Origin of the sequence: Pseudomonas sp. SJZ103 (assembly GCF_007828335.1) — a bacterium.
GTDB lineage: Bacteria > Pseudomonadota > Gammaproteobacteria > Pseudomonadales > Pseudomonadaceae > Aquipseudomonas.
Map to the genome: position 1 here is coordinate 534,577 of NZ_VIUN01000003.1, position 24,826 is coordinate 559,402.

Annotated in this window: 21 protein-coding genes; 2 read left to right on the forward strand and 19 right to left on the reverse strand. The window is 58.7% G+C overall.

What is annotated here, in order from left to right:
- Positions 1 to 293: 293 nt before the first annotated feature.
- The gene (locus tag FBY10_RS10520) at positions 294 to 929 is read left to right on the forward strand and encodes a LysE family translocator (protein WP_145335741.1); all 636 of its coding nucleotides are present in this window, start codon (positions 294 to 296) and stop codon (positions 927 to 929) included.
- 44 nt (positions 930 to 973) lie between these two features.
- Here the strand turns inward: FBY10_RS10520 and FBY10_RS10525 are convergent, their stop codons facing one another.
- The 9 genes from FBY10_RS10525 to FBY10_RS10570 all read right to left on the reverse strand — a co-directional run bounded on the left by FBY10_RS10525 (position 974) and on the right by FBY10_RS10570 (position 8,103).
- The gene (locus FBY10_RS10525) at positions 974 to 1,579 is read right to left on the reverse strand and encodes a hypothetical protein (protein WP_145335739.1); all 606 of its coding nucleotides are present in this window, start codon (positions 1,577 to 1,579) and stop codon (positions 974 to 976) included.
- Positions 1,576 to 2,148 (reverse strand): RNA polymerase sigma factor, encoded by a 573-nt coding sequence (locus tag FBY10_RS10530; protein WP_145335737.1) that lies wholly within the window; start codon positions 2,146 to 2,148, stop codon positions 1,576 to 1,578. The genes FBY10_RS10525 and FBY10_RS10530 overlap by 4 nt, the downstream gene beginning before the upstream one ends.
- Positions 2,149 to 2,301: 153 nt before the next feature.
- Complete coding sequence (locus tag FBY10_RS10535; protein WP_145335735.1) at positions 2,302 to 3,924, reverse strand: VWA domain-containing protein; 1,623 nt, start codon at positions 3,922 to 3,924, stop codon at positions 2,302 to 2,304.
- A gap of 217 nt (positions 3,925 to 4,141) precedes the next feature.
- On the reverse strand, positions 4,142 to 4,792 hold the full coding sequence (locus FBY10_RS10540) for a DUF799 domain-containing protein (RefSeq protein ID WP_131697032.1): 651 nt from the start codon (positions 4,790 to 4,792) through the stop codon (positions 4,142 to 4,144).
- Entirely contained in the window at positions 4,789 to 5,151 is a 363-nt protein-coding gene (locus tag FBY10_RS10545) for a DUF4810 domain-containing protein (protein ID WP_145335732.1), read from the reverse strand. Before FBY10_RS10545 ends, FBY10_RS10540 begins: the two co-directional genes overlap by 4 nt.
- 29 nt (positions 5,152 to 5,180) lie before the next feature.
- The gene (locus tag FBY10_RS10550; protein ID WP_027608087.1) at positions 5,181 to 5,861 is read right to left on the reverse strand and encodes a CsgG/HfaB family protein; all 681 of its coding nucleotides are present in this window, start codon (positions 5,859 to 5,861) and stop codon (positions 5,181 to 5,183) included.
- Positions 5,862 to 5,900: 39 nt separating this feature from the next.
- Positions 5,901 to 6,482 carry a hypothetical protein gene (locus tag FBY10_RS10555; RefSeq protein ID WP_145335731.1) on the reverse strand — a complete coding sequence of 194 codons (582 nt, stop codon included), beginning with the start codon at positions 6,480 to 6,482 and terminating at the stop codon, positions 5,901 to 5,903.
- A gap of 394 nt (positions 6,483 to 6,876) precedes the next feature.
- Positions 6,877 to 7,497, reverse strand: a complete 621-nt coding sequence (locus tag FBY10_RS10565; protein WP_145335727.1) for a hypothetical protein — start codon at positions 7,495 to 7,497, stop codon at positions 6,877 to 6,879.
- A gap of 213 nt (positions 7,498 to 7,710) precedes the next feature.
- Positions 7,711 to 8,103 (reverse strand): DUF2846 domain-containing protein, encoded by a 393-nt coding sequence (locus tag FBY10_RS10570; RefSeq protein WP_178116736.1) that lies wholly within the window; start codon positions 8,101 to 8,103, stop codon positions 7,711 to 7,713.
- Between the two features lie 508 nt (positions 8,104 to 8,611).
- Between FBY10_RS10570 and FBY10_RS10575 the strand changes: the two genes are divergently transcribed.
- The gene (locus tag FBY10_RS10575; RefSeq protein ID WP_145336111.1) at positions 8,612 to 8,869 is read left to right on the forward strand and encodes a hypothetical protein; all 258 of its coding nucleotides are present in this window, start codon (positions 8,612 to 8,614) and stop codon (positions 8,867 to 8,869) included.
- Between the two features lie 33 nt (positions 8,870 to 8,902).
- On the opposite strand, the gene FBY10_RS10580 is transcribed toward FBY10_RS10575, so the two are convergent.
- The 10 genes from FBY10_RS10580 to pgaD all read right to left on the reverse strand — a co-directional run bounded on the left by FBY10_RS10580 (position 8,903) and on the right by pgaD (position 24,824).
- Positions 8,903 to 9,337: an RDD family protein gene (locus FBY10_RS10580; RefSeq protein ID WP_145335723.1), complete on the reverse strand. Its 435-nt coding sequence runs from the start codon at positions 9,335 to 9,337 to the stop codon at positions 8,903 to 8,905.
- 90 nt (positions 9,338 to 9,427) lie between these two features.
- Positions 9,428 to 9,844 carry a hypothetical protein gene (locus FBY10_RS10585; protein ID WP_145335721.1) on the reverse strand — a complete coding sequence of 139 codons (417 nt, stop codon included), beginning with the start codon at positions 9,842 to 9,844 and terminating at the stop codon, positions 9,428 to 9,430.
- Entirely contained in the window at positions 9,841 to 10,626 is a 786-nt protein-coding gene (gene lepB / locus FBY10_RS10590; RefSeq protein WP_145335719.1) for a signal peptidase I, read from the reverse strand. Before lepB ends, FBY10_RS10585 begins: the two co-directional genes overlap by 4 nt.
- A 128-nt stretch (positions 10,627 to 10,754) precedes the next feature.
- Entirely contained in the window at positions 10,755 to 11,297 is a 543-nt protein-coding gene (locus FBY10_RS10595) for a hypothetical protein (RefSeq protein ID WP_145335717.1), read from the reverse strand.
- A gap of 91 nt (positions 11,298 to 11,388) precedes the next feature.
- Positions 11,389 to 11,670, reverse strand: a complete 282-nt coding sequence (locus FBY10_RS10600; protein ID WP_145335715.1) for a hypothetical protein — start codon at positions 11,668 to 11,670, stop codon at positions 11,389 to 11,391.
- 549 nt (positions 11,671 to 12,219) lie between these two features.
- Positions 12,220 to 12,834 (reverse strand): SMI1/KNR4 family protein, encoded by a 615-nt coding sequence (locus FBY10_RS10605; protein ID WP_145335713.1) that lies wholly within the window; start codon positions 12,832 to 12,834, stop codon positions 12,220 to 12,222.
- Between the two features lie 253 nt (positions 12,835 to 13,087).
- A complete protein-coding gene (locus tag FBY10_RS10610) occupies positions 13,088 to 13,672 on the reverse strand; it encodes a hypothetical protein (protein ID WP_145335711.1) in 585 nt (194 codons plus the stop codon).
- On the reverse strand, positions 13,669 to 22,143 hold the full coding sequence (locus FBY10_RS10615; RefSeq protein WP_256663404.1) for a hemagglutinin repeat-containing protein: 8,475 nt from the start codon (positions 22,141 to 22,143) through the stop codon (positions 13,669 to 13,671). The genes FBY10_RS10610 and FBY10_RS10615 overlap by 4 nt, the downstream gene beginning before the upstream one ends.
- 31 nt (positions 22,144 to 22,174) lie before the next feature.
- Positions 22,175 to 23,896, reverse strand: coding sequence for a ShlB/FhaC/HecB family hemolysin secretion/activation protein (locus tag FBY10_RS10620; protein WP_131700505.1), 1,722 nt, complete (start codon positions 23,894 to 23,896; stop codon positions 22,175 to 22,177).
- Positions 23,897 to 24,350: 454 nt separating this feature from the next.
- Positions 24,351 to 24,824 (reverse strand): poly-beta-1,6-N-acetyl-D-glucosamine biosynthesis protein PgaD, encoded by a 474-nt coding sequence (gene pgaD, locus FBY10_RS10625; protein WP_131700504.1) that lies wholly within the window; start codon positions 24,822 to 24,824, stop codon positions 24,351 to 24,353.
- Positions 24,825 to 24,826 lie beyond the last annotated feature (2 nt).

The following is a 24,826-nucleotide window of genomic DNA, read 5'->3' on the forward strand; positions in this document are numbered from 1 at the left end:
GAAGTAGAAAGGGTAAACAGTAACCTGTGGCGAGCGGGCTTGCCCCGCGTTGGGGTGCGAAGCGCCCCTGATGAAGACGAATGGGGTGTATCAGGCACTCCTCTGCGCCTGGTCTTGGGGCTGCTGCGCAACCCAACGCGGGGCAAGCCCGCTCGCCACAGGTTGGTATGAGTGCAAGCGCCCTGTATGACGTTTTGTCAGCCGATCTGTATCTAACGCGCGCCTTTCTCCCGCCCTACCATCAAGCGCATTCAACCTGCGCAACGACGCGCTCAACCTATAGGAGTAAACCCATGCCCGAACTGTCGAGCCTGCTGGCGTATGGTCTGATTTCGCTTGGGATGGTGCTGACGCCCGGCCCGAACATGATCTACCTGATTTCGCGGTCGATCTGCCAGGGGCCGCTGGCCGGGTTGATTTCACTGGGCGGCGTGGCGCTGGGTTTCGTCGTCTATATGCTGTGCGCGGCGCTGGGTATTACCGCGTTGCTGATGGCGGTGCCGTATGCGTATGACGCGCTCAGGCTCGGCGGTGCGCTCTACCTGTTGTACCTGGCCTGGCAAGCGGTCAAGCCCGGCGGGCGCTCGGCGTTTCATGTGCGCGACTTGCCCAGGGACGGTCCCCGCAAGCTGTTCATGATGGGTTTTGTGACCAACCTGTTGAACCCGAAAGTGGCGGTGATGTACCTGTCATTGCTGCCCCAATTCATCGCCCCCACCGGCCACGGCAGCGTGCTGACGCAATCCATCGTGCTGGGTTTTACCCAGATCATGATCAGTGTGAGCGTCAATGCGGTGATCGCCATCATGGCCGGTTCCATCGCGACGTTTCTGGCGGCCAAGCCGGTATGGCAGCTGGTACAGCGCTGGCTGATGGGGACGGTGCTGGCAGGTCTGGCGGTGCGCATGGCTTTTGATGCGCGGCGTTGAACGCGGGGCCACCGGTAACCTGTGGCCCGTTCTGTCTTTTGTGGTCAATGCTTGCGCAACGCCTCCAGCCGCGCCGGCAGGTCTTCTTCGGGGAAACGCGCGTGCAACGCCAGCAGTTTTTCATCCGCGGCTTTGCTTTGACCCGCTTCACGCAAGCGCACTATTGCCTGTAACTCTTGCTCCAGCGACGGCAACGCTGACGGCGCGCGCTTGCTGAGTCTGGCGCTCGATTCATCTGCCATCGCACCTGCAATTTCAGCCTGAACCGGCGCACTTTCAGCCTTGGGCGCGGCGGCGATGCGCGCCATCGGCGCCGGTGCGGACAACGCTTGCGGCGCCGGGCGGGCGGCTTCCTCGTGCATAGCGGAGAAGGTCGCGGTGGATATTTCGGGTTGCGGTACTGGCGAGCGCGTGACCACGCCGATCATCAGCGCCAAGCCGGCCACGGTGGCGAATGCCATTTGCCAGCGCGGACGTTGGCAGGCTTGCAGCCAGCGTTGCCACAGGCTCGGTGGCGGCGCCGGGGCTTCACGGCGGGCGGCGTTGAGGATGAAGGCATCGAGGGACGCGGGCGGCTCGCCGGTGCTGTGTTGACGGTAATGCTGGATCAGCACGTCGTCGGAGTCGGGAGTGTGTCGGGAGTCGGTCATGCGAGTATCTCCTCGGCCAGCAGGCGGCGCAGTTTCTGCTGGGCGTAACGCAGGCGGCTTTTTACGGTTTCCAGCGGGGCGCCGGTGAGGGCGGCGATTTGCGGCACTTCGAGGTCGCCGTGCAGGCGCAGCAGGAAGACTTCGCGCTGGTCTTCGGGCAAGTCTTGCAGGGCGGCGTCGAGGCGCGCCTGGTCGCGGCTCAGGCTCAGTTGTTGCTCAGGGCCGGCGCTGTCGTCGGCCTGGGCGTGCAGTTGCTCATCGTAGCTGTCGTGCAGCGGGTTGTGGATGCCGTGCTTGCGCCAATGGTCGATCAGGCGGTTGCGAGCAATCTGGAACAGCCATGTACGAAAGCTCGCCCGGCCTTGCGGCTGGGTGCTGCTGCGGATCAGGCTGAGCCAGGTCTCCTGGTAGATTTCCTCGGCCAGTTCAGCCTTGTTGCTCAGGGACACGAGGAAGCGGTAGAGGCCTTGGCGATGCCGTGCGTACAAGGCTTCGAACGCGGCGGCGTCACCGGTTCGGTAACGGGCCAGCAGCGATTCGTCGCTGGGTGGGTCATCTGGAACAGCCATGTAGGGGGCGAACTCCTTTTATAAATTTAACGCTGTTCACGTGTGGGAGGGGGCTTGCTCCCGATGGCGGTGTATCAGTAACAGATGTATTGACTGGCCCACTGCCATCGGGGGCAAGCCCCCTCACACATTTGATCCGTGTCGTGGTCGAGATCAAGGTTTCAGGCTTTGGGCCAGTTCCACCAGTTGCACGAACTCGTTGCGCAAACCAAAGGGGTCATCGCCCCGGGCCGAGCGGGCCAGTGCGGCAGTGTCCTTCAAACTCATGCTGCCAGTGTAGCGGCCATCGCCCTTGAGCTGTTGGGCGAAGGCGGCCACCGCCGCCGAGAAGCGCAGGTCGTCGCTGGCCTGGGTGGTTTCGGGGCGGATGGGCCGTTCGATCAAGCGGCTGTCACCGCCCGTGGCAGGCTTGTAGCGCACACGTAACATCGCCAGCTCATTGGCACCGCCTTCAGCGGCGGGCACGCGGGTGTAGCGCAATGGTTCCAACCAGCCCTTCTCGCCCTTCGGCACAATTTCATACAGCGCGGTCACGGTATGCCCTGCGCCGATCTCACCGGCATCGACTTTGTCGTTGTTGAAATCCTCACGCTTGAGGGCGCGATTTTCATAGCCCAGCAGTCGATACTCGCTGACCTGTGCCGGATTGAATTCCACCTGCAACTTCACATCCCGCGCGACCACTGCCAGGGTTGAACTGAGCTGGTCCACCAGCACCTTGCGGGCTTCGCGCAGGTTGTCGATATAGGCGTAATTGCCATCGCCGGCATCGGCCAGTTGTTCCATCAGGTGTTCGTTGTAGTTATCCACACCGAAGCCGAGGGTGGTCAGGGACACGCCGCTTTTACGCTGCCGGGCGGCCATTTGCTTGAGGCTGTCGAAGTCGCTGACGCCCACATTGAAGTCACCGTCGGTGGCCAGCAGGATGCGGTTGATGCCCTTGTCGATAAAGCCTTCGCGGGCCATCTGGTAGGCCAGTTCGATGCCGGATGCGCCTGCCGTGGACCCGCCGGCGGTGAGTTGATCAATGGCATTGCGGATCTTGGCCTTGTCGCGACCCGACGTAGGCTTGAGCACCACGCGGGACTCACCGGCATACACCACCAACGCAACCCGGTCCTGATCACGCAACTGGTCCACCAGCAATTTCAGGGTGCTTTGCACCAAGGGCAAGCCTTCGCGGCGATCCATGGAGCCGGACACGTCCACCAGGAACACCAGGTTGGCCGGCGCCAGGTCCGCCACGGCGCGGTCGGACGCCTTGATGCCGATGCGCAGCAGTTGGGTGTGCGGGTTCCACGGTGTGGCGGCGACTTCGGTGGTCACGCCAAACGGTGAGCCGTCAGTGGGCAAGGCGTAGTGGTAGGGGAAGTAGTTGACCATTTCCTCCAGTCGCACAGCACCCTCGGGCGGCAGGCTGCCTTGGTTGAGGAAGCGTCTGACGTTGGCGTAGCTGCCCGTGTCGACATCCACACTGAAGGTGGACACCGGCGTTTCGGCCACCCGATGCACCGGGTTGTCCGGCAGGTTGGCGTATTGCTCGCGGGGTTCGCTGCGGTAGTCCATCGCCGCTGATTCCTGCATGCGCATTGGCGCGGGCATTGCCATGCGTTTGACCAAGGCGCCCTGGGGTGACGCGCGTTGCAACTCGGCGACGGGCTCGGCCGGTTTGGCCAACTCAGGGGGCGAAGACAGCCCGCAACCGGCCAGCGCCACCACCATGGTGACGGCAAAGCCTTGGGTGGCAGGACGCAGGAAAAGCAGAGGACGGGACATGGGCTGAACCTCGTGAATGAATGATCCGTTCACAAGGTCAGACGCAAGGTGCGGGTGGTTCGGGTTAACCCTGATTCAAATAACACCACAGTCCAACTGTGGGAGGGGGCTTGCCCCCGATGGCGGTGGGTCAGTCAAACATGTACTGACTGATCTACCGCTATCGGGGGCAAGCCCCCTCCCACATTTGGACCGTGGTGTTCTCAGAACCCGGATATCAGTCCGTGCCGTACTTCGGGTTACGCGGGCCGTACAGGATCCCGGCGCGTTGGCCCGGCGACAGCAGGCGTGCACTGGTGATGCCGGCAATCGGGTGCGCCGCATCGGTGGAGCTGTTGATCACTTGCTTGACCGCCGCCGTGATCAGCATGCCGATCAGGCCGCCGCTGTTGTTGTTACCTTCCTCGCTGGAGGCACGCGCCGAACCGGTCCACAGGGTGGTGCCGGTGCGCAGGTCCACCAGTTTGGCCGAGGCCGTCACCGCGGTGTCGCTGGAGATCAGCATGTACTTGGTGCCGTACTCGCTGACGGTGATGTACAGCGCCGCGTCCGCGCCGAAGATGTCATGCAGCTTGGCCGGTGGCACGCCCTGGATATCGTTGGCGGTGGTCAGGCCGTTCTGGCGGAAGGTTTCGTCCACCAGGGCAATCGGCAACACGTAGTAGCCGGCTTCGGCCAGCGGGTAGGTCACTTGCGAGACCAGGCTGTACGAGGCCTGCACTTCCGGCGACTCATTGATCGGCGGCAGTACCAGGATCGACTTGGGCCGCGCCTGCTTGTACGCCGTGTAGTCAATGGTCTTGGGGGCTGCGCAACCGCCGAGCAAAGCCAGGGCCAGCAAGGCGCCGGTGAGTTTTAACAGGCTCATTTAGTGGCCACTCCGGTCTTGGCGTTTTTCAGCAGGAAGTCCATGTACGAGGCAGACTCGGGAAACAGCGCCTTCTCGGTGCGGAACTCCTGCACCATCTGGTCATCCTTGCCCATGCTCAGGTACAGCATGCCCAGGTGCGCGTGGTAACCCGGCGGCGCCTTGCGGCCGCTGGCGTTGATCTTTTGCAGATCACGCTCCAGCGCCTCGACCTGCGCTTCCTTGGGCTCGCCCTTGAAGTACTCGTAAACCTGCGGCTGGTAGCTTTCCCATTGATACAGGGGTTGGGGCGCCGTCTGGCACCCGGCGACCGCCGCGATTGCTGTCAGCATCAGCGCCAACTTCACTGCCTTGCTCATCCGTGTACTGCTCCTTGAGAGGTTGCTGATCAGTTGCGTGGGTTCCAGGCACCGGCGTTGATGCCGTCGACCAAGCGGTTGATGGCTTCGCGCATGGCCAGGTCCAAGACCTTGCCATTGAGGGTGGAGTCGTAGCTGGCGGTGCCGCCGAAGCCGACCACTTCACGGTTGGACAGCGCGTATTCACCGGCGCCCTGGGTGGAATACACCACTTCGGAGGTGCTGATGTTGACGATGTTCAGTGCGACTTTGGCGTAGGCCACCTGGGTTTTGCCACGGCCGAGGATGCCGAACAGCTGGCGGTCGCCGGTCTCTTTGCGGCCGAACTCGGTCACGTCGCCGGTCACCACGTAGTCAGCGCCCTTGAGCTTCTGCGCGGTGCCTTTGATCGCGGCTTCCTGGGAGATTTCACCCATGTTGTCGCGGTCCAGCACGCTGAAGCGGTTGGTCTGCTGCAGGTGGGTGATCAAGATGGTCTTGGCCTGGCCACCGAGGCGGTCGACGCCGTCGGAGAAGATGCCGCGCATGTAGCTGGAGCGGTTGTCGAACTTGCCTACGGCGATGGGCACGCGCACGCCGGAATAGGCGACGTTGGCGCTGGCGACTTGTTCCACCGGCATGGCGCGGTTGCTCTCCGTGGCGCAACCGGCCACGGTCAACAGCGCTGCGGCGGTGAGGCCCGACAGCAGGATTTTGGACAGTGTGTTCACGTAGTGCTCCTGGGGGTGATAAATCGGTAGTGGGCAACGTTAGCGAGACGGGATGTCGCGCAGATCATCGACGATGTCGCGGCTCAACACGCCGGTATAAAAACGCTCGACGCTCGAGTTACCGGAGTTGGTGATGATGCCGCCCATGGTCTTCCATTTTTGCGCTTCACCCATCACACCGGCAGGCACGAGGTTGTTACGCGTCTTGGCAAAATGCAGGACCTCGCCAGCCCCCTTCCTGACCTTGACCCGATAACTGAAATCGACAGCGGCCAGAATGGTGTTGTCATCAACGATCAACGTCGAGAGGCCGCCTTTGGAGTCGGGGATATGGCGCGTGTAGACGATGCTGATATCCAGCAGGTAATCGGCCTTTTCCTTGCTGGTCGCATAGCGCTTGGCGCTGAGCAGGCGGTCGACCAGATCGACACCGAGTTGCTGGCGAACCTTGTCATCCGGCAAGAAACGCTCGTTCTTGCCCACCACCTCAACATCAAACGTGTCGAGCCAGTAAGTGGCTGTCTTGGGAATGGTGACCGGCGCCGGCGAGATGTAGTACTCCGGCTTGGAGGCGCAGCCCGCCAGTAGGCAGACGCAGAGGAATACGGCAAACGCGCGCATGTCTGAATTCATCCCTGAAAAGTATCGTGCTTTAAACAATCGCGGCATTTTACGGGGTTGAGGGCGCTTCTCAAGGTGTTTCGTCGGATGCCGTGCGGTGGCGCACATTCCCTCAAGTTATGGGCGAGCAGGACGTCACGCTCAAATTCAACATGACCGCCCTCCAGGGCCATCGCGCGCTGCACCCGGCGTACGTGCCTGGTGCAGATCGTGGGCATCCCGTTCCAGAGCGATACACGGGAAGTGGTCGAGGCGCTGACGCGCAGTACGCTGGATGAACCGGTGCAGCGCAAGTTGCTGTAACCCCGCCCCCTGTAGGAGCGAGCTTGCTCGCGAAAAACCAGAGAACACCGCAGGCATTGAGCATGCCCGCGGTATCCTTGCCGGTCTCAGTTCACTTGATCAGGTCAGGTCGAGTGGTCTTGAGCATCGCTGCACTCACCGCACCCTGAACCGAACAGGTGATCATGCCATTGCTGGCCTTGGCCAGGTCACCGGGTGCGGGCTCGACCATCAAGATGCGTTCGGCGGTATCGGTGACCAGCTTGCCCGCGTTGTCATCGCCGCCTTCCGGCACCCAGGCTGATTGCTTGTGCGACCAGATCTGCGCACGCGCGTAGATACCGTTGGCTTTCTCCAACGCCGTACCCGGTACTTTACTCAGTTGTGCGTAAAGCGCGTCGGGCGCCTGCTCGGTGTAGAAACCCCAGTTGATGATGCGCGAGCCCATCAGGTCCTGGTCTTCGGCGAAAAAGCCGGTCAAGGTCATACCGTCAAGCGTCAGTGGCGTGTCGAACATCCAGCGCTGGCCCATATCGGATTGTGTGCCGCCGCTGAGCGTGATCTTGCCGTTCTCCAGCTTATGGGCAACACGTTCCTTGAGCCCTGACTGGCTTACCACCGCCAGGGAGTTCTGGTCGCAGGCGAGAAAACTTTGCAGGGCAGGCGCCGCGGCGAAGCTGCTGGTGCAGGTCGCCAGTGCAGTGAGTGAGATAAACAGACGATACAGTTTCATTGACAGCTTCCTTGGGTCTAAATAATTGCGGGCCGGAAGGGTCAGGCGCTTAGCGGGGGATTTGCGTCCATACGGTGCCACTCCGGCTTATGTCGTGGTCAGTCAACGAGGGTTGAAGAATCGCGTGTCAGCCCCTTATCAAGCTAAGTGTGCAGGGCGGATGAACAGCGACAACGGCCGAGCTCGGGGCCCGGCCGTCTAAAGCGTTTTTAGTTACTTGCTTTCTTTTGCCACGGTGCCCAAGGACGCATCCTTGACCAGATAACGGCCTTCCAGATCGCTCAGTACTTTGAGACTGTTGCGCGCCACGGCGAAGCCCATTTCGACTTCCTGCTTGAGGTAAACCACCTGACCGGCCTTGACGTCGATTGGCATGTCCGCCCAGTTTTCAGCCTTGGAGCTGATCACATGCTTGCCCGGCGTCACGAAAAAATAGATGTATTGGTTACCGCGGTTGTAACCCATCTCCGAGTCGGCTTCCTTGTCATCCAGAAACACGTTGAACCGTACCAGCATCCCGACGTTGCTAGGGCGTACGACATACACCAAGCCTTTATCGGCCACAGCAGCCTTGGGCAGCGAATAGCTCGCCACGTCAGCCTGCATCTTCTCTACCGACGGCGTCGAAGAACAGCCAAACAGCGTGGCCAGGGACACAACGACAGCGGCTTTGCAGAACAACTTGATCATGTATTTCTTCCTTGTGGGTAGCGGTGGGGCGGTTTCGAAAACGCCGGCGAAGGCCGGTTCAGATTTTTGATGCGTCTGTGCATCGCCAGTGTGTCGGCAGCGGATGGCATTGCATGAGGCATTGTGCCACTACCCTGATGCCTTGCGCGGTTTTGGGTGAGGGGCTTATAGTCCGGCCGTCGTCCAAATGGCGATCAGGTTTGGCGACCTGACAACAGAGTGCAAAAGCAATCCGCTTTCATGCAGGTGTTTTTGCACCCGCAAAGCCGTGCCTTTTATGGCGGCTGTGCGCGGGAGACCTTCGGGTCTGCCGGTTTACTCTGTTGCCGGTTCGCCAACCTGCGTACAGCTGCCACCCATTCGTTTGGCGACGATTGAGTGGTGGCCTCAACCACTTAACAGAGTGCCAATTATGAACCGTTACATGCCCCTGACCGGCCACGACTGCACCGTCCCCGCCCTGCTCATCGACACCCAAGCCCCCCTCGACGTCCTCCACGACGCCGCTGTGCATCGCATCCAAGCCGTCACCCAACTCCTGGAAAACCTGGCCTTCCGCGATCAGCTCAGCAGCGATGCCGTGGTGCTGCAGGACTTTGCCCATCTGCTGGCGATTCCGCTGCGCGACGGCTGTGATTTGTTGGATGTGATCAGTCGCAGGCTGAACGCCAACCCGTCCTGAGTTAAACCGGGCGGCCCGTCCAGGCCGCCCTGCTCAGGTATTGACGACGATCGTCTTGGCCAACATATCGCCCAAGCGACGACGCAGGCCGAACAGTACAAAAAGACCGTCCAACACACTGAACAGCAGCTTCGGAAAATTGCGCAGGAACGACTGGAACAGCGTGCAGTTCGTGGGGTACGGGTAACCCACCACGGCCGTGCCGCATACCCGCTTGCCCAAGCTCTGGCCATTGGGCAAGGCATCGCAAAACAAGTAGTACCCGAAGGCTGAAAACAGCAGCACATAGTGGAGGGCATCAAACAATGCCGGGCCTCCTGCAGAGCCCAGATAGAAATAGGCGTAGTCCAGGTTTCGGTTCAAAAACAGCAGGAAAAGCACCACGGCCATATCGATGAAATAGCCGAGCAGGCGCTTGCCTGGGCTGGCGAGATTCCAGGTGCCTGCGGCCGATACTGATTCGCTCATACAGTCATTTATCCAAAAGTCGAAGAGATGTCATTGAGGCCGGCACACGTTGTACATGCCCGCTCGCGTCCATACGCGGTGACTTTAACCTCATGGCGTTTGTGGCTGTTCTGAATGTGAACGGGCGCAGATTTGCTCCCACCCTTTCTCAATCGTGCCCGTGTACTTACCGCACGACGCGCCCTTTAACTGAGCGTCCATAAAGTCCTGCTCCGGCCCGACCCACAGCAGGCCAACCAGATAGGCCACCCCGGCCGCAAACACCAGCAACGCCGATGTCCGAGTCAGCATGAATCGCAGCGTGGCGGCGGCGGTTCGAGACCGTTCAAACACACACGCGAACAACAACCCGATCCCACCCCAGACGAAACCCGCCGCGGCCGTGCCCAACCAAGACGAATCACGATAGAGGTAGGCCCAGGCCAGGATGAACGCGATGGCGCTGACGCACATCAGCAGCAGGCACAGCCACTGGGCGATCCGACAGCCGATACTCGAAAGGCTCATGGAAACGTCGTCCCGATACGCGCTCGTTCATTCGAGAACCAGATGCCGGTGACCTTGCCCACCACATCCTCAAGCGCGACCTGCCCCATGAAGCGGCTGTCGTTGCTGACATCCCGGTTGTCGCCCAACAGGTACACATGCCCCGGCGCTACCTGGAGTGGCGCCAACTCAAGGGAGTAGTCCTTTTTGACGCGCTCAGCCGGTGCGTGAAACAAACCCAGGTTCTCACCGTTGCGGATCAACTCGCCATGGACGATGGCCAGAGTGTCACCACCGATTCCCGCCACCCGTTTTACCGCCTCGGTGCCATTCCAGCGATACACCACGATATCCGCCACTTTGGGATCGCCAGCCCGCAGGTCCGACATGATGTAGTCGCCAATCGACAACGTCGGAGCCATCGACCCCGACGGAATGTAATAGTTTTTGAAGCCCAGCAACGGCACCCGAAAGACGTCCAGCGTCAGCACCAGGATCACCACCACACCGACGTAAAGAGCATGGAAACGTTTACGCGGCACATTGGGCGGACCGCTGTAGCGACGGGCCAACACGGCGGACACAATGGCAGAGGTCAGTTTGACCGTGATGACGAAAGCGAAGAATGCATACAGCCCAAGGGGCGTAGTGACCAACCCCAAGGCGCCCATCAGCGCGACCCCGCCGAGCAACAACGCTGCGACCCGGATACCCCACTGCGTGCGACCTACATACACCAGGCCCCAGCCGGGTATGAGGCAGGCCATCAGGAAGGCCTGGAGGGAGAATTTTGCGGGTTTCATTGATCATCCTTAATAATGCAAATGCTGGCGCCGCGCATATTACTGCTGGGCTCGCCAATCCACATAACCTTTAATCGCTGTTAGCTGGCTAAGGATTATAACGGTGGTCTGACCCCGATTTTTCTTTTTTAAAAAGTTATATACACCCCCTTTTTTTCGTCGATCGACTGCTCAAGCATTTTTTTAAATTCTCTAACAGCCTCAAGCGCATCATCTGGAACTTTTACTTCGACCTCCAAAACCTTACTTAGGCTTTCGCTCACTTCATGTTGAGCCTGAAAGTAAGAACCCATTTTCCCAGGATCAAAGAAATTTGATCCCGAACCTAACGGAGCACCTAAAAAAGGCAAGAAACTTAATTTACCCTTATCAGAAAACAGTTCTTGAGAAATACTCCACCATAAGCCAAGCCCTCGGTCATCAGTGGGCGAATAATATTTCGTAAGTGCGAAATCTCCATACTGATGAACATCCTTGCTTTCAAGCATATCTTCCCAGCCATCCTCTAACGCGAAACCTTCATATGGATCAACTAGAGACTGCCTATTAGAAACAATGAAATCCCGCACCTGATCGATACTTCCCGAGCGCAAACAGCTCTCCAACAACGGCTTAAGCTCACGATTGAAACCATCAATATCAAAAATAAATGCTTTATGCTCATAACTCATAATTACCCCCCTGATTTTATGGCAAAAAATCACTTGGCGAGTGAAAATGAAAAATAGGGGTCTGCCCCGATCTTTCACTTTCTACTAGGTATCAAAACCCCAAAAAGAAGACGACACCATACAGAAATAACGCAAAGCCGGCTAATACCGCTCGCCACTCCGGGTTGGCATCTCTACTCATACCTCCCGGCGCTATAGCGACTCTATGTCCCCGCGCATAATTGTAGACCGCTTGGCCAAACCACAACTGAACCAGAACCATAGTAAAAAATCTTTTCCAACTACCATCAAAGCGTAAAAACCCATTCAGTAGCGCACCTAGCAATAAAACTAGGCCAATGCCATGCCTATATCTGTAAAAATTTTCGATCATATTATTCACCCTTAATAGCATCCCTGAGCCCTTCAACCAACTTATCCCACGCCCCCGCTGTTCCTAAAGCACTAGAAAGTCTCGAAGCGTTTTCAGGTGTTACACCTTTCGCGACTGCAAATTTTTCAAACCCCATACTTAGCGCGTTACTCGTGGCAGCCTCTGGAAGTTCGTCTTTCAAGTAGCCTGACAAGAAGGATACGGCCATTGAACCGTTGGCAGTCCGACGCTCACCCCACCAGTAGTTAGTGGAAAATAGGGGTCAGACCACCAATATACATTGGTGCACTAATCGTGGTCTGCCCCTATTCCAACATTAACCCCTTAAAATTTCAGAGACTTAAGCATAGCCGCATATAAAACCCACGAAAAAAACAATCCAAAAAAATGGATTTTTAAAAAGCATCAATAACTACAGTAATTACGCCCGCCACGCCACCAAGAAAATTTTCCCGCTTACTTGGGAACTTTATAAAAATGTGGTCTGCCCCCGACTTCTGATTTCCCGACCTATTAACTAGAAAAGAGACACCGACGGGCGACTTTCCATTAGTAAAGTGCCTCATTCAACAGCTCAAGCCATAAAGCGGAAGAATCCGCCTTAATTCCAAGAGTTACTAAGCGCAAAGAAAACGCCTGTACGCCGGATTCTGGTTCTTCCTCATAATCTATTGAGACTTCATGCAAATTGCTCGCGACAATAATCAGTTGTTCAAAAGAGTCTGCCATTGGCCGCAAACTCAACTTACGACCAGAACTTATATCCAAGAAGTAGACTTTGCCGTTATTACTGGAGTCTTTTCGCCCTAAACAAATAATATTGGCTTCCCAACGTGCAACCTCAACAATTTCGTTATCATTGTAAAATGTAAGCCATGGATTTTCAGGGCTTCTGTTTGCCTCTATCAGGACGGACGATAACTCGCGCCGCCCGTAAGGTACTGGCCATAAATTCAATTGGCCTATTGAAACGCCGAGCACTTGCACGCGCTCAAGCAACACCAGATAGTCATCAGGAAAATGTTGTCCATCCTCCCTCAGCGAGGACAAATAATTCTTTGAGTAACCAGGAGAACACAGCTTTATTTCTGAGGCAATGACGGAAAACCTAGCAGCTATTTTTTCGGAATATTTTATTAGCCCACCTAAATCATTAATCATCACGTGACCTATTAACCTGAATGTTCGGGATGCCAAATACCCCATCCCGGTTGCTTACTATGAACCGAGCTGGGGAGCGGAATCGCGAGAAAATAGGGGTCAGACCACCATTAATGTAACCGTGGTTTGACCCCTATTTTCGTAGAACTGTTGTTTTATTCCAAAAAACACCAGCTTTAAGCGTTGTACTTGCAACATCACTCCCCGCCGTCGTGCCCGTACCAGCAGAACCCGGCCCTTTGGCACCTTTCTCGCTTTATATAAACCGAAGTTTCCAATAGTCATTACCCGCCACTATCCAGTACCGCTCACGAGCAGGGATCAAAAAGCTAAAATCAAAGCATTCAGCAATCCAGTCCGAATACGCTAGATTTTCATGAGCACGCACGTCATCCATATGCATAAAAATCTTTCTGTCGAAATTTATGTAGAACTTAGGAAACCTGGAATGAATGATATTGGCCTTTTTAAATAGGGCTGGTGACAAACCCTCACCGGTTAAAAAATAATGTTCTGCTTTTTCAAAAACCTCATAATCCGCTTCTATAAAATTTTTCAAATCGCTTGAAGTTAGAATCTTTTCACTTGAATCATCTAGATACTGCGGAAAATTTTCCGAAGTCATTTTCAGAATACCGCCCCTGAAGCTCTTGCAAGACTGCTCGTATTGCTCCTGGGTTATATCGCCATCTTCAAGATAGGCGCGATAGTCTTTTTCCGCGTCAAGGGAGAAATTATATTTCTCATCTATCACCCAATAACATCTTCCAGAGTGTACAAAAAAGCAGATACTTCTCTCTCCATTCCAAAGATCATCAAAAACTGTCTGGTTCACCTTCATTGCTTGAACTCCTTGAAAAATTCATCCTGTGTATAAACACGAGCATTACTAGAGTTCTTTTCGAGTAGCGACTCCCAAATCTTGGGTAGCTCGAGGGAGTAACCGGGCTGGTCCTTGTCTACCCTCTTAGGTGCATCAGGATCCTTCGTCATACCAGCGACAGGCCGCTGAGGGACTACTCTGTCCATAATTTCCTTATGAAGACCAGCATTAACGTCAAAAACCACTACAGAGCCATCAGGTCGCTTGTTCGTCAAGTAGTACGTAGCGTGATCGGCATTGCCAACACTTACGCAAATTTGCCCTGCGCAACCAGGGTTGATGGTGATGGTTCCATCCTCATTGGCAGTAATACGGTTCTGACTGGTCTTAGTGCCAGATCCGCCGCCCTCAACCCTGAAGTAGGTGACAGTTTCTGGAGAACCGGCTTTTGCACCGTTTGCCCCAAGGACGAAAACCTCACCTGACGCCTCCGTCGCCAATTTCCTTTTCGCAAAGGCAGCGGCAATCGCCGCCGAAATCCTCGCTCCCAGACCTACACCTGTGAGCGAAAGGGCCGCCTCATCCACCGCCGTGACCGGTTCAGCCGATTTCCTAGCTAATAACAACAGCCTCGACATCGCGTCTTTTGAAGCCATTTCGTTGGTCGAGACGTTAATGATTTCTGTCGCATGAGCATCTGCCTGCTCCCGACCGTATTGAACCCATTTGTCAAATGAGCTCAATTCGCCATAAAGGCCGTCGCCCAAGCCATTAAAAAGGCTCGTGTCTACAAACTGCTCTTTGGTGGAGTTGAACGCATAAACTGCAGAACCATTGGCAATAATTGCGGTGCCGTCTTTCCACGTTAATGGAATTTTCTGGTCCGCCAATTCTTGAATCGCGTCTCTGGCAATCGCCAAATCACGATCCAGCCAATCCCGCGTCGGGTCATTGCCCCAGTTCTTTTCAAGCGCATCTAAACGGGCGTTTTCGACGGCATCGACCTTTGATCCTGCTGCCATACGCAGCAAGTCTTCCCACGAGGCATCCGATTTTGGCTTGCGCCAAGTTTTCTCTAACTCTTCAGCTTTCTTCTTGAGTAGTGGCACCTCTTGGGTCAGGTGAAGTTGGCGATTGAATACTTCGACGCCGTAACCTGTCCCACTCCCGACAGCCGCGCCGCCGATACCATTCCCGGCACCTGCTCCAGCGCCTATCCCGGTCGCTACCAACGCGGCGATGTTGTCCTGGCTGGCCTCAGATAATTTGCTGTTTTCCAGCGCCTTTGCAATCGAGGGCATCAACGCGGCGGAAGCACCGGCCCCCAACGCGCCACTTTGCACGCTGCCGCTGGACAACCCCATGGCGGCACCTGCCAACGCGTGCAACATGACGCGTGCTGCTCCACCTTCTGCCCATGCGGCTCGGGTGGCCGCGTCCGATTTCGGGTTCAGGGATTGCGCCTCGGCGTAATCACCCACTCGTTTGAAGATCTCGCTGGAAGCGGTATTGGCAACGATACCGACTGTCGTACCGACGGGCGCGCCACCAAGGCCCGCGGCGATCAGTCCCGTCGCGATATCGGCCATCATTTTCTTGTCGCCGCCGAACTGCCAACGCTTGGCTTCCGAATAAGCCAGATCGGCGGCACGGGCGGTATCAGCAGCACCAGGCGCGCCTGCGTCTGCTTGTTCCTTCGCCGCCTGCCCAAGCTTCTTGGCCTCATCGGCTTTCGCCCTGCCTACCGCACTGATCACCCCACTGGCCAACTGCGCCGAGCTTTGGATCAGGTCAATACGCTCTTGCATGGCCTTTTCATCAGGCCGGTCGAGTTTCTGATTGGCGTTGGCGGTATCGCGATTTAGCCCCACCAGGTCATTGGCGCCTTCGGAATTGCGAACCACAATCGTGCCTTCGCTGACCGCGCTACGGGTGTAGCTATGGTCTTTCTCCTTGAGCGCTATCGGGATGCTGCCGCCCATCGACGCACCGCTGGTACTGCTGGAAGACACCGAAATACCGGCAGACTGACTTTTGATTTCGCTGACATTCTTGATGTCGCTGACGATCAGGCGGTCAGTGCTTAGGCGGTTCTTATCAGCTGACGCCCCACTGGCAATGACCGCGCCTTGCAGGGTGGTGTTCTTGCCGACATTGATGTCGTAGCCGCCCGTGCCCGCATACAAACCGCTCTGGTCGGTCACGCCCTTGTAGTCGCTGTTCATATTCGCGGCGGCAAGGTTCGCCGAGCCCGCTACGGTAGAGCCGTAGCAGAACGGAGGGACGCAGATACTCGCGCCGAAGCCTGCGCTGCTCTGTTTGCTGCGCGACGACTCGGTGTCCTGGAGGGAGATGATATTGAGGTTGCCGCCAATATCTGCCTTGATACGGTCCGCGCGAACCTGGGCGCCTTTGAGGGTGGTATCGCCACCGCTTTGTAACAACAGGCTGCCTGTATCGAGGGTGCTATTGACCTGAGTGACGGAGTTACCGTTGCCATTGTTCTTGGCACCCTGCGCTCCGAGGTCGAGGGTGAAGCCGTTTTGCTCGCCAATATTGAAGCTGGCGCCAATGGCGGTTTTATTTTTCGACCCTTCGTTTTTGCGGTCGGTGGTGTTCTGTGCGCTTTGCATCAACACATCGTTTTTGGCTAACAACAACGTGTTGGCGGCTTTCAAGCTGCTGCCGGTGATCTGGATATCACCCTGAGTACCCGCCGCAGCGCCCGTGGCAACGATCGACAAGTCTTGCCCTGCGTTGAGCGTGCTCTGCTTGGCGGTGAAACTGTTGAATTCGCTGCTGTTCTTGCTGCGGTTATTGGCCAGTTCGGTGCCGATCTTAATCAACGAACCGTTGCCGGGCGTGCCGCCGGTTTTGTTTTTGAAGCCGGAGCTTTGCGCATTGGCGTCCGAAGCCTGGCCATTCAGGTTGTAGGCGGCGAGGGCTGCCTGGGCGATTTTGACTGCCTTGAGTCGTGGGTCATCAGCGCTACGGGCCGCTTTGACGGCGTCGCGCATGCTGGTGGCGGTGTCCACTACCGAGCCCGCGATCACCCGCCCAACCGCCAAGCTCTTGGAACTGTCCTTACTGGTCTGACTGGCCGTCTCCATCCCCGAAGTAACGGTGACATCAGCCCCACTCAACTCCATGTTCTTGGTGCTCACCAGATCACTGGCCACCACCTTCAACTCACGCCCCGCCGTCAACGACACATTGCCCGCACTCGAACCAATCGTGCTGCCGGTCAAGGTCATTTCATTGGCCGTGCCGTTGTGCTTCGAGCTGTTGATGTACAGCTTCTGGTTGCCGGTCATGTCGTCCAAACCGAGCTTGTTGCCGGTCAGCACGCCGGTGAGGTCGCGATTTTTTTCCTTGTGCATGTCGGTGCGGGCGAAGGTGTTTTGCGCCGCGTCGATGGTCAGGTCGCGGCCGGCCTGGACGGCTAGGTCGCCGGTGCTGACCAGGGACGAGCCGGTGACCGTGGCATCGCGTTTGGCGGCGACGGTGACGGTTTCGCCGGAGACCATGCTGCCCATGGCGGTGGTGCGTTTTTCGTCGACTTTGTCCTGGACTTTGCTCGACTTCAGGCCGCCCCAACTGCTTTTGCTTTCCTTGCGTTCGTGACGGGCGCTGTCGGCGTTGCTGACGGCGAGGATGTTCACGTCCTGGCCGGCGACCAGTTGCGTGGCGCCTTTTTCGGCAGTGACGGCACTGCCGGCCAGCAGCAGGTCTGCACCGGCGACGACTGTGCTGTTCGTCCCCGCGCTGACCAGGCTGCCAACGTTGTTCACGACGTCGGTTTCATCCAGGCGGAATTTTTTGCCCTGGGAGGTTTTCTTGGTCTTGCTGTAGAAGCTGTAGTCCTGATTTTCGGCGGCTTTGAGCTCGAGGTTTTTGCCGGATACCAGGTACGCCTCGTTGCCGGCATTGACCTGGCTGGCGACCAGTTGCAGGTTCTGCCCGGCGCTCAGGGTGGCGTCACCGCCGGCCTTGATCACGCTGGACACTTGCTGCACGTGGTCTTCGATGCTCTTGACCTTTTTCGTGTTGCCCGTGGAGTGTTGCTCGTTGGCTGCCGCGATGGCGTTGAGGTCGCGGGTGGCAATCAGGTTGACGTCGCGCTTGGCTTCGACCTGGCTGGCGATGGCGCTGATATCGCGCCCGGCGATCACATGCAAGTCGCGGCCAGCGTCGACCACAGAGCCCTGTTGGGCGATGGTGGTGAAGCTGGAACGGTTGCCGATGGCGCCGCTGTCGAGGGTTTTCGAGGCGGTGATGTTGACGTCGCCCACGGCCTTGACCGTGGTGTCGGCACCGCTCTTGAGCACGCCGCCGACGTTGTTGACGTTGCCGCCAGCCTGCATGGCCAAATCGTTGGCCGATTCGATGCGCGCGGCGCTGTCGACGAAGTCGCTGCGTTCGGTGCGGTAGTTGCTGGCGCTTTCGTGGGTGGTGACGCTGCGTTCGTTGAGCAGGTCGGCGCCGGCGGCGAGGTTGACGTTGCCTGCGCTGATCACACCGCCTGCGCGGTTGGTCAGGTTGTTGCCGCTGAGCAGGTCGAGGCGACCACCGGCTTCCATCAACCCACTGTTGGTGAGGTTGCCACCGACGTTCGCCAACAAGCTGCCGGTGGCGCGCAACGTACCGGCGTTGTTGAGGTTGCTGCCGGTGATCAGGTTGACGTCAGTGCCGGAAATCAACGCACCATTGGGCGCCAGGCGGTTATTCGCCTGGGCCAGGTACAGCACCGGCACCAGCACTTGTTGGCCGGCGACGGTGGCGTTTTCCAGCCACACGATGTCGTGGGTCAGGGCGGCGACTTGTTCGGCGGTGAGGCTCACGCCTACGGACAAATTCAGCGCGCTTTTGCTGCTGATGGCGTTGTCCATCAGGTGCTTGAACAGGTCGGCGTCGCTGGTCTGGCCATCGATGAAACGCTGGCCGGTGCGGGCGAGCACGGCTTGCTGGATCAGGCGTTGTTCATAGAAGCCGTCGCCCAGGCGACGTTGCGCGGTGTCGGGGTCGTAGCCGAGCTTGGTCAGCATGTAGTCCGAGCTCATGAACTTGCGCATGTCGGTGAGCAGCGGGTTGGTTTCGATCAAGTACTTGTGCGGGTTGGCCGCGAACTGGCTGGTGGGCAGCCCGGTTGCGCCATCGCGGTCGTTGAGGTGGAACAGGCCGTTCTGGCCGGTGGGCAGGTCGAAGCCGGGCAGGCCCAGCGGGTTGACCTGTTGCTGGGCAACGTCCGGCGGCAATTGCGGGTTGAGCGTGACCTGGGTCGAGTAACCCGGCGCTTTGGTGTTGGCGCCGCTGCCGACGTAGGTGTAGCCACCTTGCACGACGCTGTTGTCGATGCCGGCCTGGGCCTTCACGTCTACGCTGCCGCCGGCCTGGATGACGGCGGCGTAGCTCTGGTCGGGCACCATCAGTTGGGTGGTTTTGCGCAGGTCGGTCTTTTCGCTCTCCATTTTGCCGATGAACGCGGCCATGGCGGCTTCCACACCGTCCATGTTGTTGCCCGCCGAATAGCGCTGGGTGAAGGCCGCCGCCTCGCGGTTCCAGCCCCCCGGCTTGCGCTCGCGCTCGGAAGTGAAGATGCGGTCGTATTGGGTGTCGTGGGTCACGAGGCCGACGTTGCTCAGTTGGTCGACGCGCACGGTCATGGCGCCCCCGGCAGCGATGCTACTGCTGCTGTTGAGCAAGGTGCCGCCGGTGAGCAGCATGTTGCCGCCCGAGGTAATGCTGGACGCTGCCGTGGCATCGCTGACGATGAAGTGATCACGCTGGGTAATCTGGAACGGCCGGTTCTGCTTGCCGCCTTCGCAGTCGCCACCGGTCACCCCGTCGATACAGGCGATGGGCGTGATGGAGGCGCTGTAGATGCCAGACTCGGTGGTGAGCACGGTGCGGATATTGTTGATAGTGCTGGCAGCCAGGATCAGGTTGCGCTCGCTTTCAATGGTGCCCGAGCTGTTGATGATGCTGGCGGCCAGGCCGCCCTGGCCGTCGCGGTCGACGCGCAGGTTGCCCATGGCGTAGATCGCGGCGCCGAGGTTTTTCAGGCGGTCGACCTTGAGGTTCATGTCGCCGCCGCTGAAGACCAGCCCGTGGTCATTGAGCAGGTTGCCCACCGAAAGATCCAGGCTGCCCTGGCTGGCGACGCTGCCGCCCACGGTCCAGTCCTTGCCGCTGCCGACCAGGGCGCGGGTGCCGAGCAGTTTGCCGGTGGCGGTCTGTTGCAGGTTATCGACGTTGACGGTCAGGCGCCCAGCCTGGATCGCGGTGCTGTTGGTCCAATTGACTTTGTCGAAGGTCAGGTCGCCGTTGGTGACCAGGCTGCCACCCACGTCATCGAGGCTGATGCCACTGAGGTCGAGCACCCCGGTGCCCACATGCAACACCTTGCCACCGGTGTTCTGGAAGCGAGTGGCGGCGAGGCTCAATTGCTCGTTGGCGGTCTCCAGGCTACCGCTGTTGTTGAGCAGGCCACCGATGGCGTAGCGCGTTTTACCGCTGGGACCCAGGGCGCGCATTTGCCCGCTGTTGGTGAGGCTGGCGGTCGCGACATCGAGCGTCGTGGCGCTTTCGATCAAGCCACGGTTGGTCAATGCGCCGTCCAGGCTGACGTCGATCCGGTTGCCGGCGATCTCGCCGCCGTTATCCACATTCTTACCGGTCAGGTGCACGCGATCCCGAGCAAACAGCGCGCCGCTGCCGTTGTTGAAGTCAGTGGCGTCGATCTGCGCATCACCGGCTTTGGCGGCGATGCGGCCACCGTCGTTGTCGAGCGTACCGGCGGTGATGGTCACGCCAGAGTTTTCGCTATGGATCAGGCCGTTGCCGCTGTTTTGCAACAGGCCGCTGGTGGTCAGGGTCAGGCCATCGTTGGCGGCCAGGGTGCCGGTGTTACGGTTGTCGATGCTGTTGGCGAATACCGTCAGCAAGCCCTGGCTGGCGAGTTTGCCGCCCTGGTTATCGATGTGCGCGGCGCGCTGGATCAGCAGCGGCCCGGCGCTGGCCAGCTTGCCGTTACGGTTGATCAGGTCGCCGATCAAATCCAGGGTGATCGCCCCGCCGGCGGTCAGGCTACCGGTGCTGTTATCCAGGGTATTGCCGTTGAGGGTGAACGCACCGGTGCTGTCGATGATACCGCCCTGGCTGTTGTCCAGCAGGCCGCTGACGTTGAGGGTTTGTGCACCGTCGCTGAGCAGTCGACCTGTATTGCGGTTATCGACGCTGCCGGCCGTGACGTTCAGCACCTGTTTGGCGTTCAAGGTACCGCCCTGGTTGTCCAGGGTATTGGCGGTGGCGCTGAGCTCGCGATTGGCGATCATCGTGCCGGTGTTGCTGATGTGCTGGGCCTCGAGCTTGACGTCGCCGACGGTGTTGCGCGTGTTGTCGGCGTTGACCCCGGCCTCGACGATGCCGCTGTTGGTCAACTGGCCATTGCTGGCCAGGGTGATGCTGTCACGCGCGGCGAGGGTCTTGCTGTTTTTCAGGGTGCCCTTGGTCTGTGCCTTGAGGGTGGTGCCCGCGTACACCGCGCCCTTGGTCTCCAGACTCGCGGCCTTGATGTCCACCGCACCGCTGGCGGCGGCCTGGGCCATGCTCAGGTGGCCGTTGGCGTCGAGCTGAATATCACCACCACTGGCCGCCAGGGTGCCGTCGAGCTTCACGCCCACACCGGCTTCGGTGCCCACCAGTTTGATCGCACCGGCATACATGCCGCCCAAGGCCGACGAGTCGATGGCCAGTTCCGGCTTGGCGCTGCCGTCGTCGGCGCGCGCGGTAGTTTTCAGGCTTTGGGCGTCGACGTCATTGCGCCCGGCAATCACGGTCAACTGGCGCGCGTTGATTTGCGCATTGATCTTGGCCGAGCGGGTGATGATCTCGAAGCGGTCGACGTTGCTGGCGTTCAGGCCCTGGCCGTCGATGGTCACGGCGCCGCCGTCGACCTGGTAGCTTTTCAGTTTCCCGGCCTGATCGATAATTGGCTTGCCGGTGGTCAGGGTGACGTTGGGGGTGTTGATAAAGCCGCAACCGTTGCAGCTGATGCCGTAAGGGTTGGCGACGATGACCTTGGCCGACTGGCCCGCCACTTCGGTGTAGCCGCGCAATTGGCTGGGGCTACCGCCTTTGACTTCGTTGAGGATGACATTCGCCGCGCCGCCCTTGAGGTTCGGGTTGCCGACAATGATCCCGCCCAGTTGCGTGCTTTGCACAATGCTGTTGGCGTTGTTGAGGATCACGCCGTTGGGGCCGACGTTGTAGTCCTTGAACTGGTTGTGGGACAGGCCGCTGCCATTAGGCGTGGCGATGTTCACCACCGGCACGCCGTTTCCCGCCTGGCCGACCGTGGTGCCCGGGCCACTGACCACGATCCCTTCGGCCTGGGCCAGCAGTGGCTGCCAGAACAGCGCGTTGGCCAGGATCAAGGCCAGGCCGCGTTGGCTCAGGGTTTTCAGGGCGGTAACGGGGCGAACGTCCATATTCAAAATCTCAAAGGCTGGGGGCGTTGAATTACAGGTAGAAATCCAGGCGGAAATAGATCGGCGCTTCGCGCTCGGTCATCACGCCAGGTCGCTCCAGGGAGTGGGCAAAGGTCACGCTGGTGCTGACGTTTTTGCCGCGAGCGAACAGCTCCAGGGAGTTACTCGACACCCTGCCGTGCTGGTCATCGTTGTAGCGATCGTTGCGAATCACGCCCTGGTCATAGCCGACGCTGGCGCCGTATTCGGCAAAGGCGGGGCGCATCCAGTCGAGGGTCACCGGGCGTGCCCAGCGCACTTCGTTGCGCCAGTAGCCGCCGCTGTCGCCGGTCAGTTGCTGGTCCTTGAACCCGCGCACCGAGTACGAGCCGCCGAGGCTCATGCGTTGCGCCGGATACAGCACGTCTTCACTGCGCTGTCCGGTGGCCAGGCTGGAAAAACTCAACGATTCGCCCCACAGCATGAAGGGTTGCAGGTAGCTCACTGTGGCGGTGTATTTGCGGTAGCGCGGGGTTGGGGTGAGGTTGCCGCGGATGCGTTCCTGGTCGTCCTTTTGGGCGTCAAAGGCACCGGTGCCGTTCTGCATGCCGACATCCAGGTTGACGAAGGCGCTACCGATGCGGCGCCCGTGGTTGATGCCCACCTGGAACTCGCTGAGGCGGTTGCTGCTGACGTCCAGGCGCTCGTCGTTGAAGTAGTTGTTGGTGCGCAGATGGGTCAGGCCGACGTTGACCGAGGTCTTGCTCACGTCATCGCGATGCACCACGCGCTCGGCACGGAGCTGGTGGTTCTGGCTGTCGCCTGTTTGCTTGTACTTGTAGCCGTCAAGGTCGCCCGGCGTGCGGTACTCGCTCTCACTGTAGGTGTAACTGAAGTTCCACCAGCCCCACGGCACGTTGTAATACAGCATGCTGTTTTTCGAGGTTTTCTGATGGTCGCTGATGGCGTCGTGGCCGCCGCGCAGGATCAGTTGATCGGCCAGGCCCAGCGGGCTGTCCCACTCAAGGCCGGCGCCCCATTGCTGTTCGCCGGTGCTTTTCTGGCCGTCGTTGTTGCGCGACAGGCTGGCGCGCCAGGGTTTTTGCGGCTGGTTCTTGACCAGCACTTCGCTGCCGCCGATCTGGGTGCCGGGGGTCAGTTCCATTTGCGCCTGTTTGGACGGCAGGCGGCTCAGTTGATCCACCAATTGTTCGACTTCGCGCAGGTTGAGCGCTTCACCGACCTTGCCGGGAAACGCCATCGCCAGCTCGCGGTCGGTGACCGTGCTGCCCTGGGCGCCCTTGATGCCTTCCAGTTTGCCTTCGACTACGAGCACCTGCAGATGGCCGCTGGAAAGGTCCTGCTGCGGCAGGTAGGCGCGGCTGGTGACGTGGCCCTTGGCGATGTAGTAGTCGGTGATGACCTTGAGCAGTTCGTTGAGCTGGGTAACGCCCAGGCATTGGCCGATGTACGGTTTGAGCAGGCGGGTACGGTCGGCGGCGGACAGGCTGTCGGCGCCCTTGAGTTCGATGTCCTGGATGGGGAAGCAACGGGTATCTGCCGGCGTGGCCGGGGCCTCGGGCTTGGCCGCTTTGCCGGGCAGATCCTGGAGTTCCTGCAGGCGCCGCTGTTGCTCTTCGAGTAGGCGATTCTGACGGTCGCGGATCAGGTCCTGGTCCCCGGGCGTAGGAGCGGCCATGGCACTGTTTGCGCTCATATAGGCGAGCAGCAACGTGCAGAGGAAATACCGAGTCCGTGGCAATAAAAAAAACATATTCGGTCCGTCGAAAATCAAGGGCCGCGAAACTAACATTGAACTTGCGCCAACCCAAGAAGCTGAGCCAGTTGCACATTCGCACTCGTTAATCTCACAACTAGTTGATTACTAACAATAAATAATCATCAAAAATACAGGCGGCCTGAAACTCGAAGTACTATTCCGACAGGCGGCAGCTCTTTTGATGGCGATTTATCGAATGAACTTATAACTGCCAGTATTTGGCCACTAAGTTCTTCCGAGATAAGTTAGTACCGAAAAGAACCGAATAGTTCGCGGCGTTTTTGTGAATTGGGTCCCACTTGTCGACATTCATGTTCGAGGTCGAGTGGATAGACAATTGTGGGAGAGGGCTTGCCCCCCGATAGCGGTGTGTCAGCCAAGTATTCATTAGCTGAACCACCGCTATCGGGAGCAAGCCCCCTCCCACATTGGATTGGATTTACAGTCCTTAGCTGACGTCTTTTTTCTCGGGCACCAGGGTCAATCCTTGTTTTTCCACGTCGCGGGAGACGTGGGCTTTGACTTCCGCCACGCCGCCGTCTTCGTCGTTGTGAATCACCAGTACACCCGGTCGGCGCAGTTGCTCCAGGTCGCCCTCGGCCAGGCTGAAACTCTCGTTCAGGTTCTGATCGCTGAGCGCCTTGGCCTCGGCGCGCCGCTGGGCGAACTTGCGCCCCTTGCGTTGCTGGTAGCGTGCCCAGGTGACCAGGATCACGGCGTTGAACAGTGCGATCCACAGGTAGATCTGCAAGGTGTTCAGCGCCGCGAAAATCGGCGCCTCGATGCGTGGGCCGCCGTGGGTGTTCAGCATCGAGGTGATCCCGCGCGCCAGTAGCCAGACCAACCCGGCCCAGGCCATCAGGGTCAACAACACATCGATGAGCCACATCACGGTACTTTGGCGGGTTCTGACCAGTTTCATGA

Coding starts and splice junctions, on each gene's coding strand:
- FBY10_RS10520 (WP_145335741.1), top strand. CDS start 294: ATGCCCGAACTGTCGAGCCTGCTGGCGTATGGTCTGATTTCGCTTGGG.
- FBY10_RS10525 (WP_145335739.1), bottom strand. CDS start 1,579: ATGACCGACTCCCGACACACTCCCGACTCCGACGACGTGCTGATCCAG.
- FBY10_RS10530 (WP_145335737.1), bottom strand. CDS start 2,148: ATGGCTGTTCCAGATGACCCACCCAGCGACGAATCGCTGCTGGCCCGT.
- FBY10_RS10535 (WP_145335735.1), bottom strand. CDS start 3,924: ATGTCCCGTCCTCTGCTTTTCCTGCGTCCTGCCACCCAAGGCTTTGCC.
- FBY10_RS10540 (WP_131697032.1), bottom strand. CDS start 4,792: ATGAGCCTGTTAAAACTCACCGGCGCCTTGCTGGCCCTGGCTTTGCTC.
- FBY10_RS10545 (WP_145335732.1), bottom strand. CDS start 5,151: ATGAGCAAGGCAGTGAAGTTGGCGCTGATGCTGACAGCAATCGCGGCG.
- FBY10_RS10555 (WP_145335731.1), bottom strand. CDS start 6,482: ATGCGCGCGTTTGCCGTATTCCTCTGCGTCTGCCTACTGGCGGGCTGC.
- FBY10_RS10565 (WP_145335727.1), bottom strand. CDS start 7,497: ATGAAACTGTATCGTCTGTTTATCTCACTCACTGCACTGGCGACCTGC.
- FBY10_RS10570 (WP_178116736.1), bottom strand. CDS start 8,103: ATGCAGGCTGACGTGGCGAGCTATTCGCTGCCCAAGGCTGCTGTGGCC.
- FBY10_RS10575 (WP_145336111.1), top strand. CDS start 8,612: ATGCCCCTGACCGGCCACGACTGCACCGTCCCCGCCCTGCTCATCGAC.
- FBY10_RS10580 (WP_145335723.1), bottom strand. CDS start 9,337: ATGAGCGAATCAGTATCGGCCGCAGGCACCTGGAATCTCGCCAGCCCA.
- FBY10_RS10585 (WP_145335721.1), bottom strand. CDS start 9,844: ATGAGCCTTTCGAGTATCGGCTGTCGGATCGCCCAGTGGCTGTGCCTG.
- lepB (WP_145335719.1), bottom strand. CDS start 10,626: ATGAAACCCGCAAAATTCTCCCTCCAGGCCTTCCTGATGGCCTGCCTC.
- FBY10_RS10595 (WP_145335717.1), bottom strand. CDS start 11,297: ATGAGTTATGAGCATAAAGCATTTATTTTTGATATTGATGGTTTCAAT.
- FBY10_RS10600 (WP_145335715.1), bottom strand. CDS start 11,670: ATGATCGAAAATTTTTACAGATATAGGCATGGCATTGGCCTAGTTTTA.
- FBY10_RS10610 (WP_145335711.1), bottom strand. CDS start 13,672: ATGAAGGTGAACCAGACAGTTTTTGATGATCTTTGGAATGGAGAGAGA.
- FBY10_RS10615 (WP_256663404.1), bottom strand. CDS start 22,143: ATGGACGTTCGCCCCGTTACCGCCCTGAAAACCCTGAGCCAACGCGGC.
- FBY10_RS10620 (WP_131700505.1), bottom strand. CDS start 23,896: ATGTTTTTTTTATTGCCACGGACTCGGTATTTCCTCTGCACGTTGCTG.
- pgaD (WP_131700504.1), bottom strand. CDS start 24,824: ATGAAACTGGTCAGAACCCGCCAAAGTACCGTGATGTGGCTCATCGAT.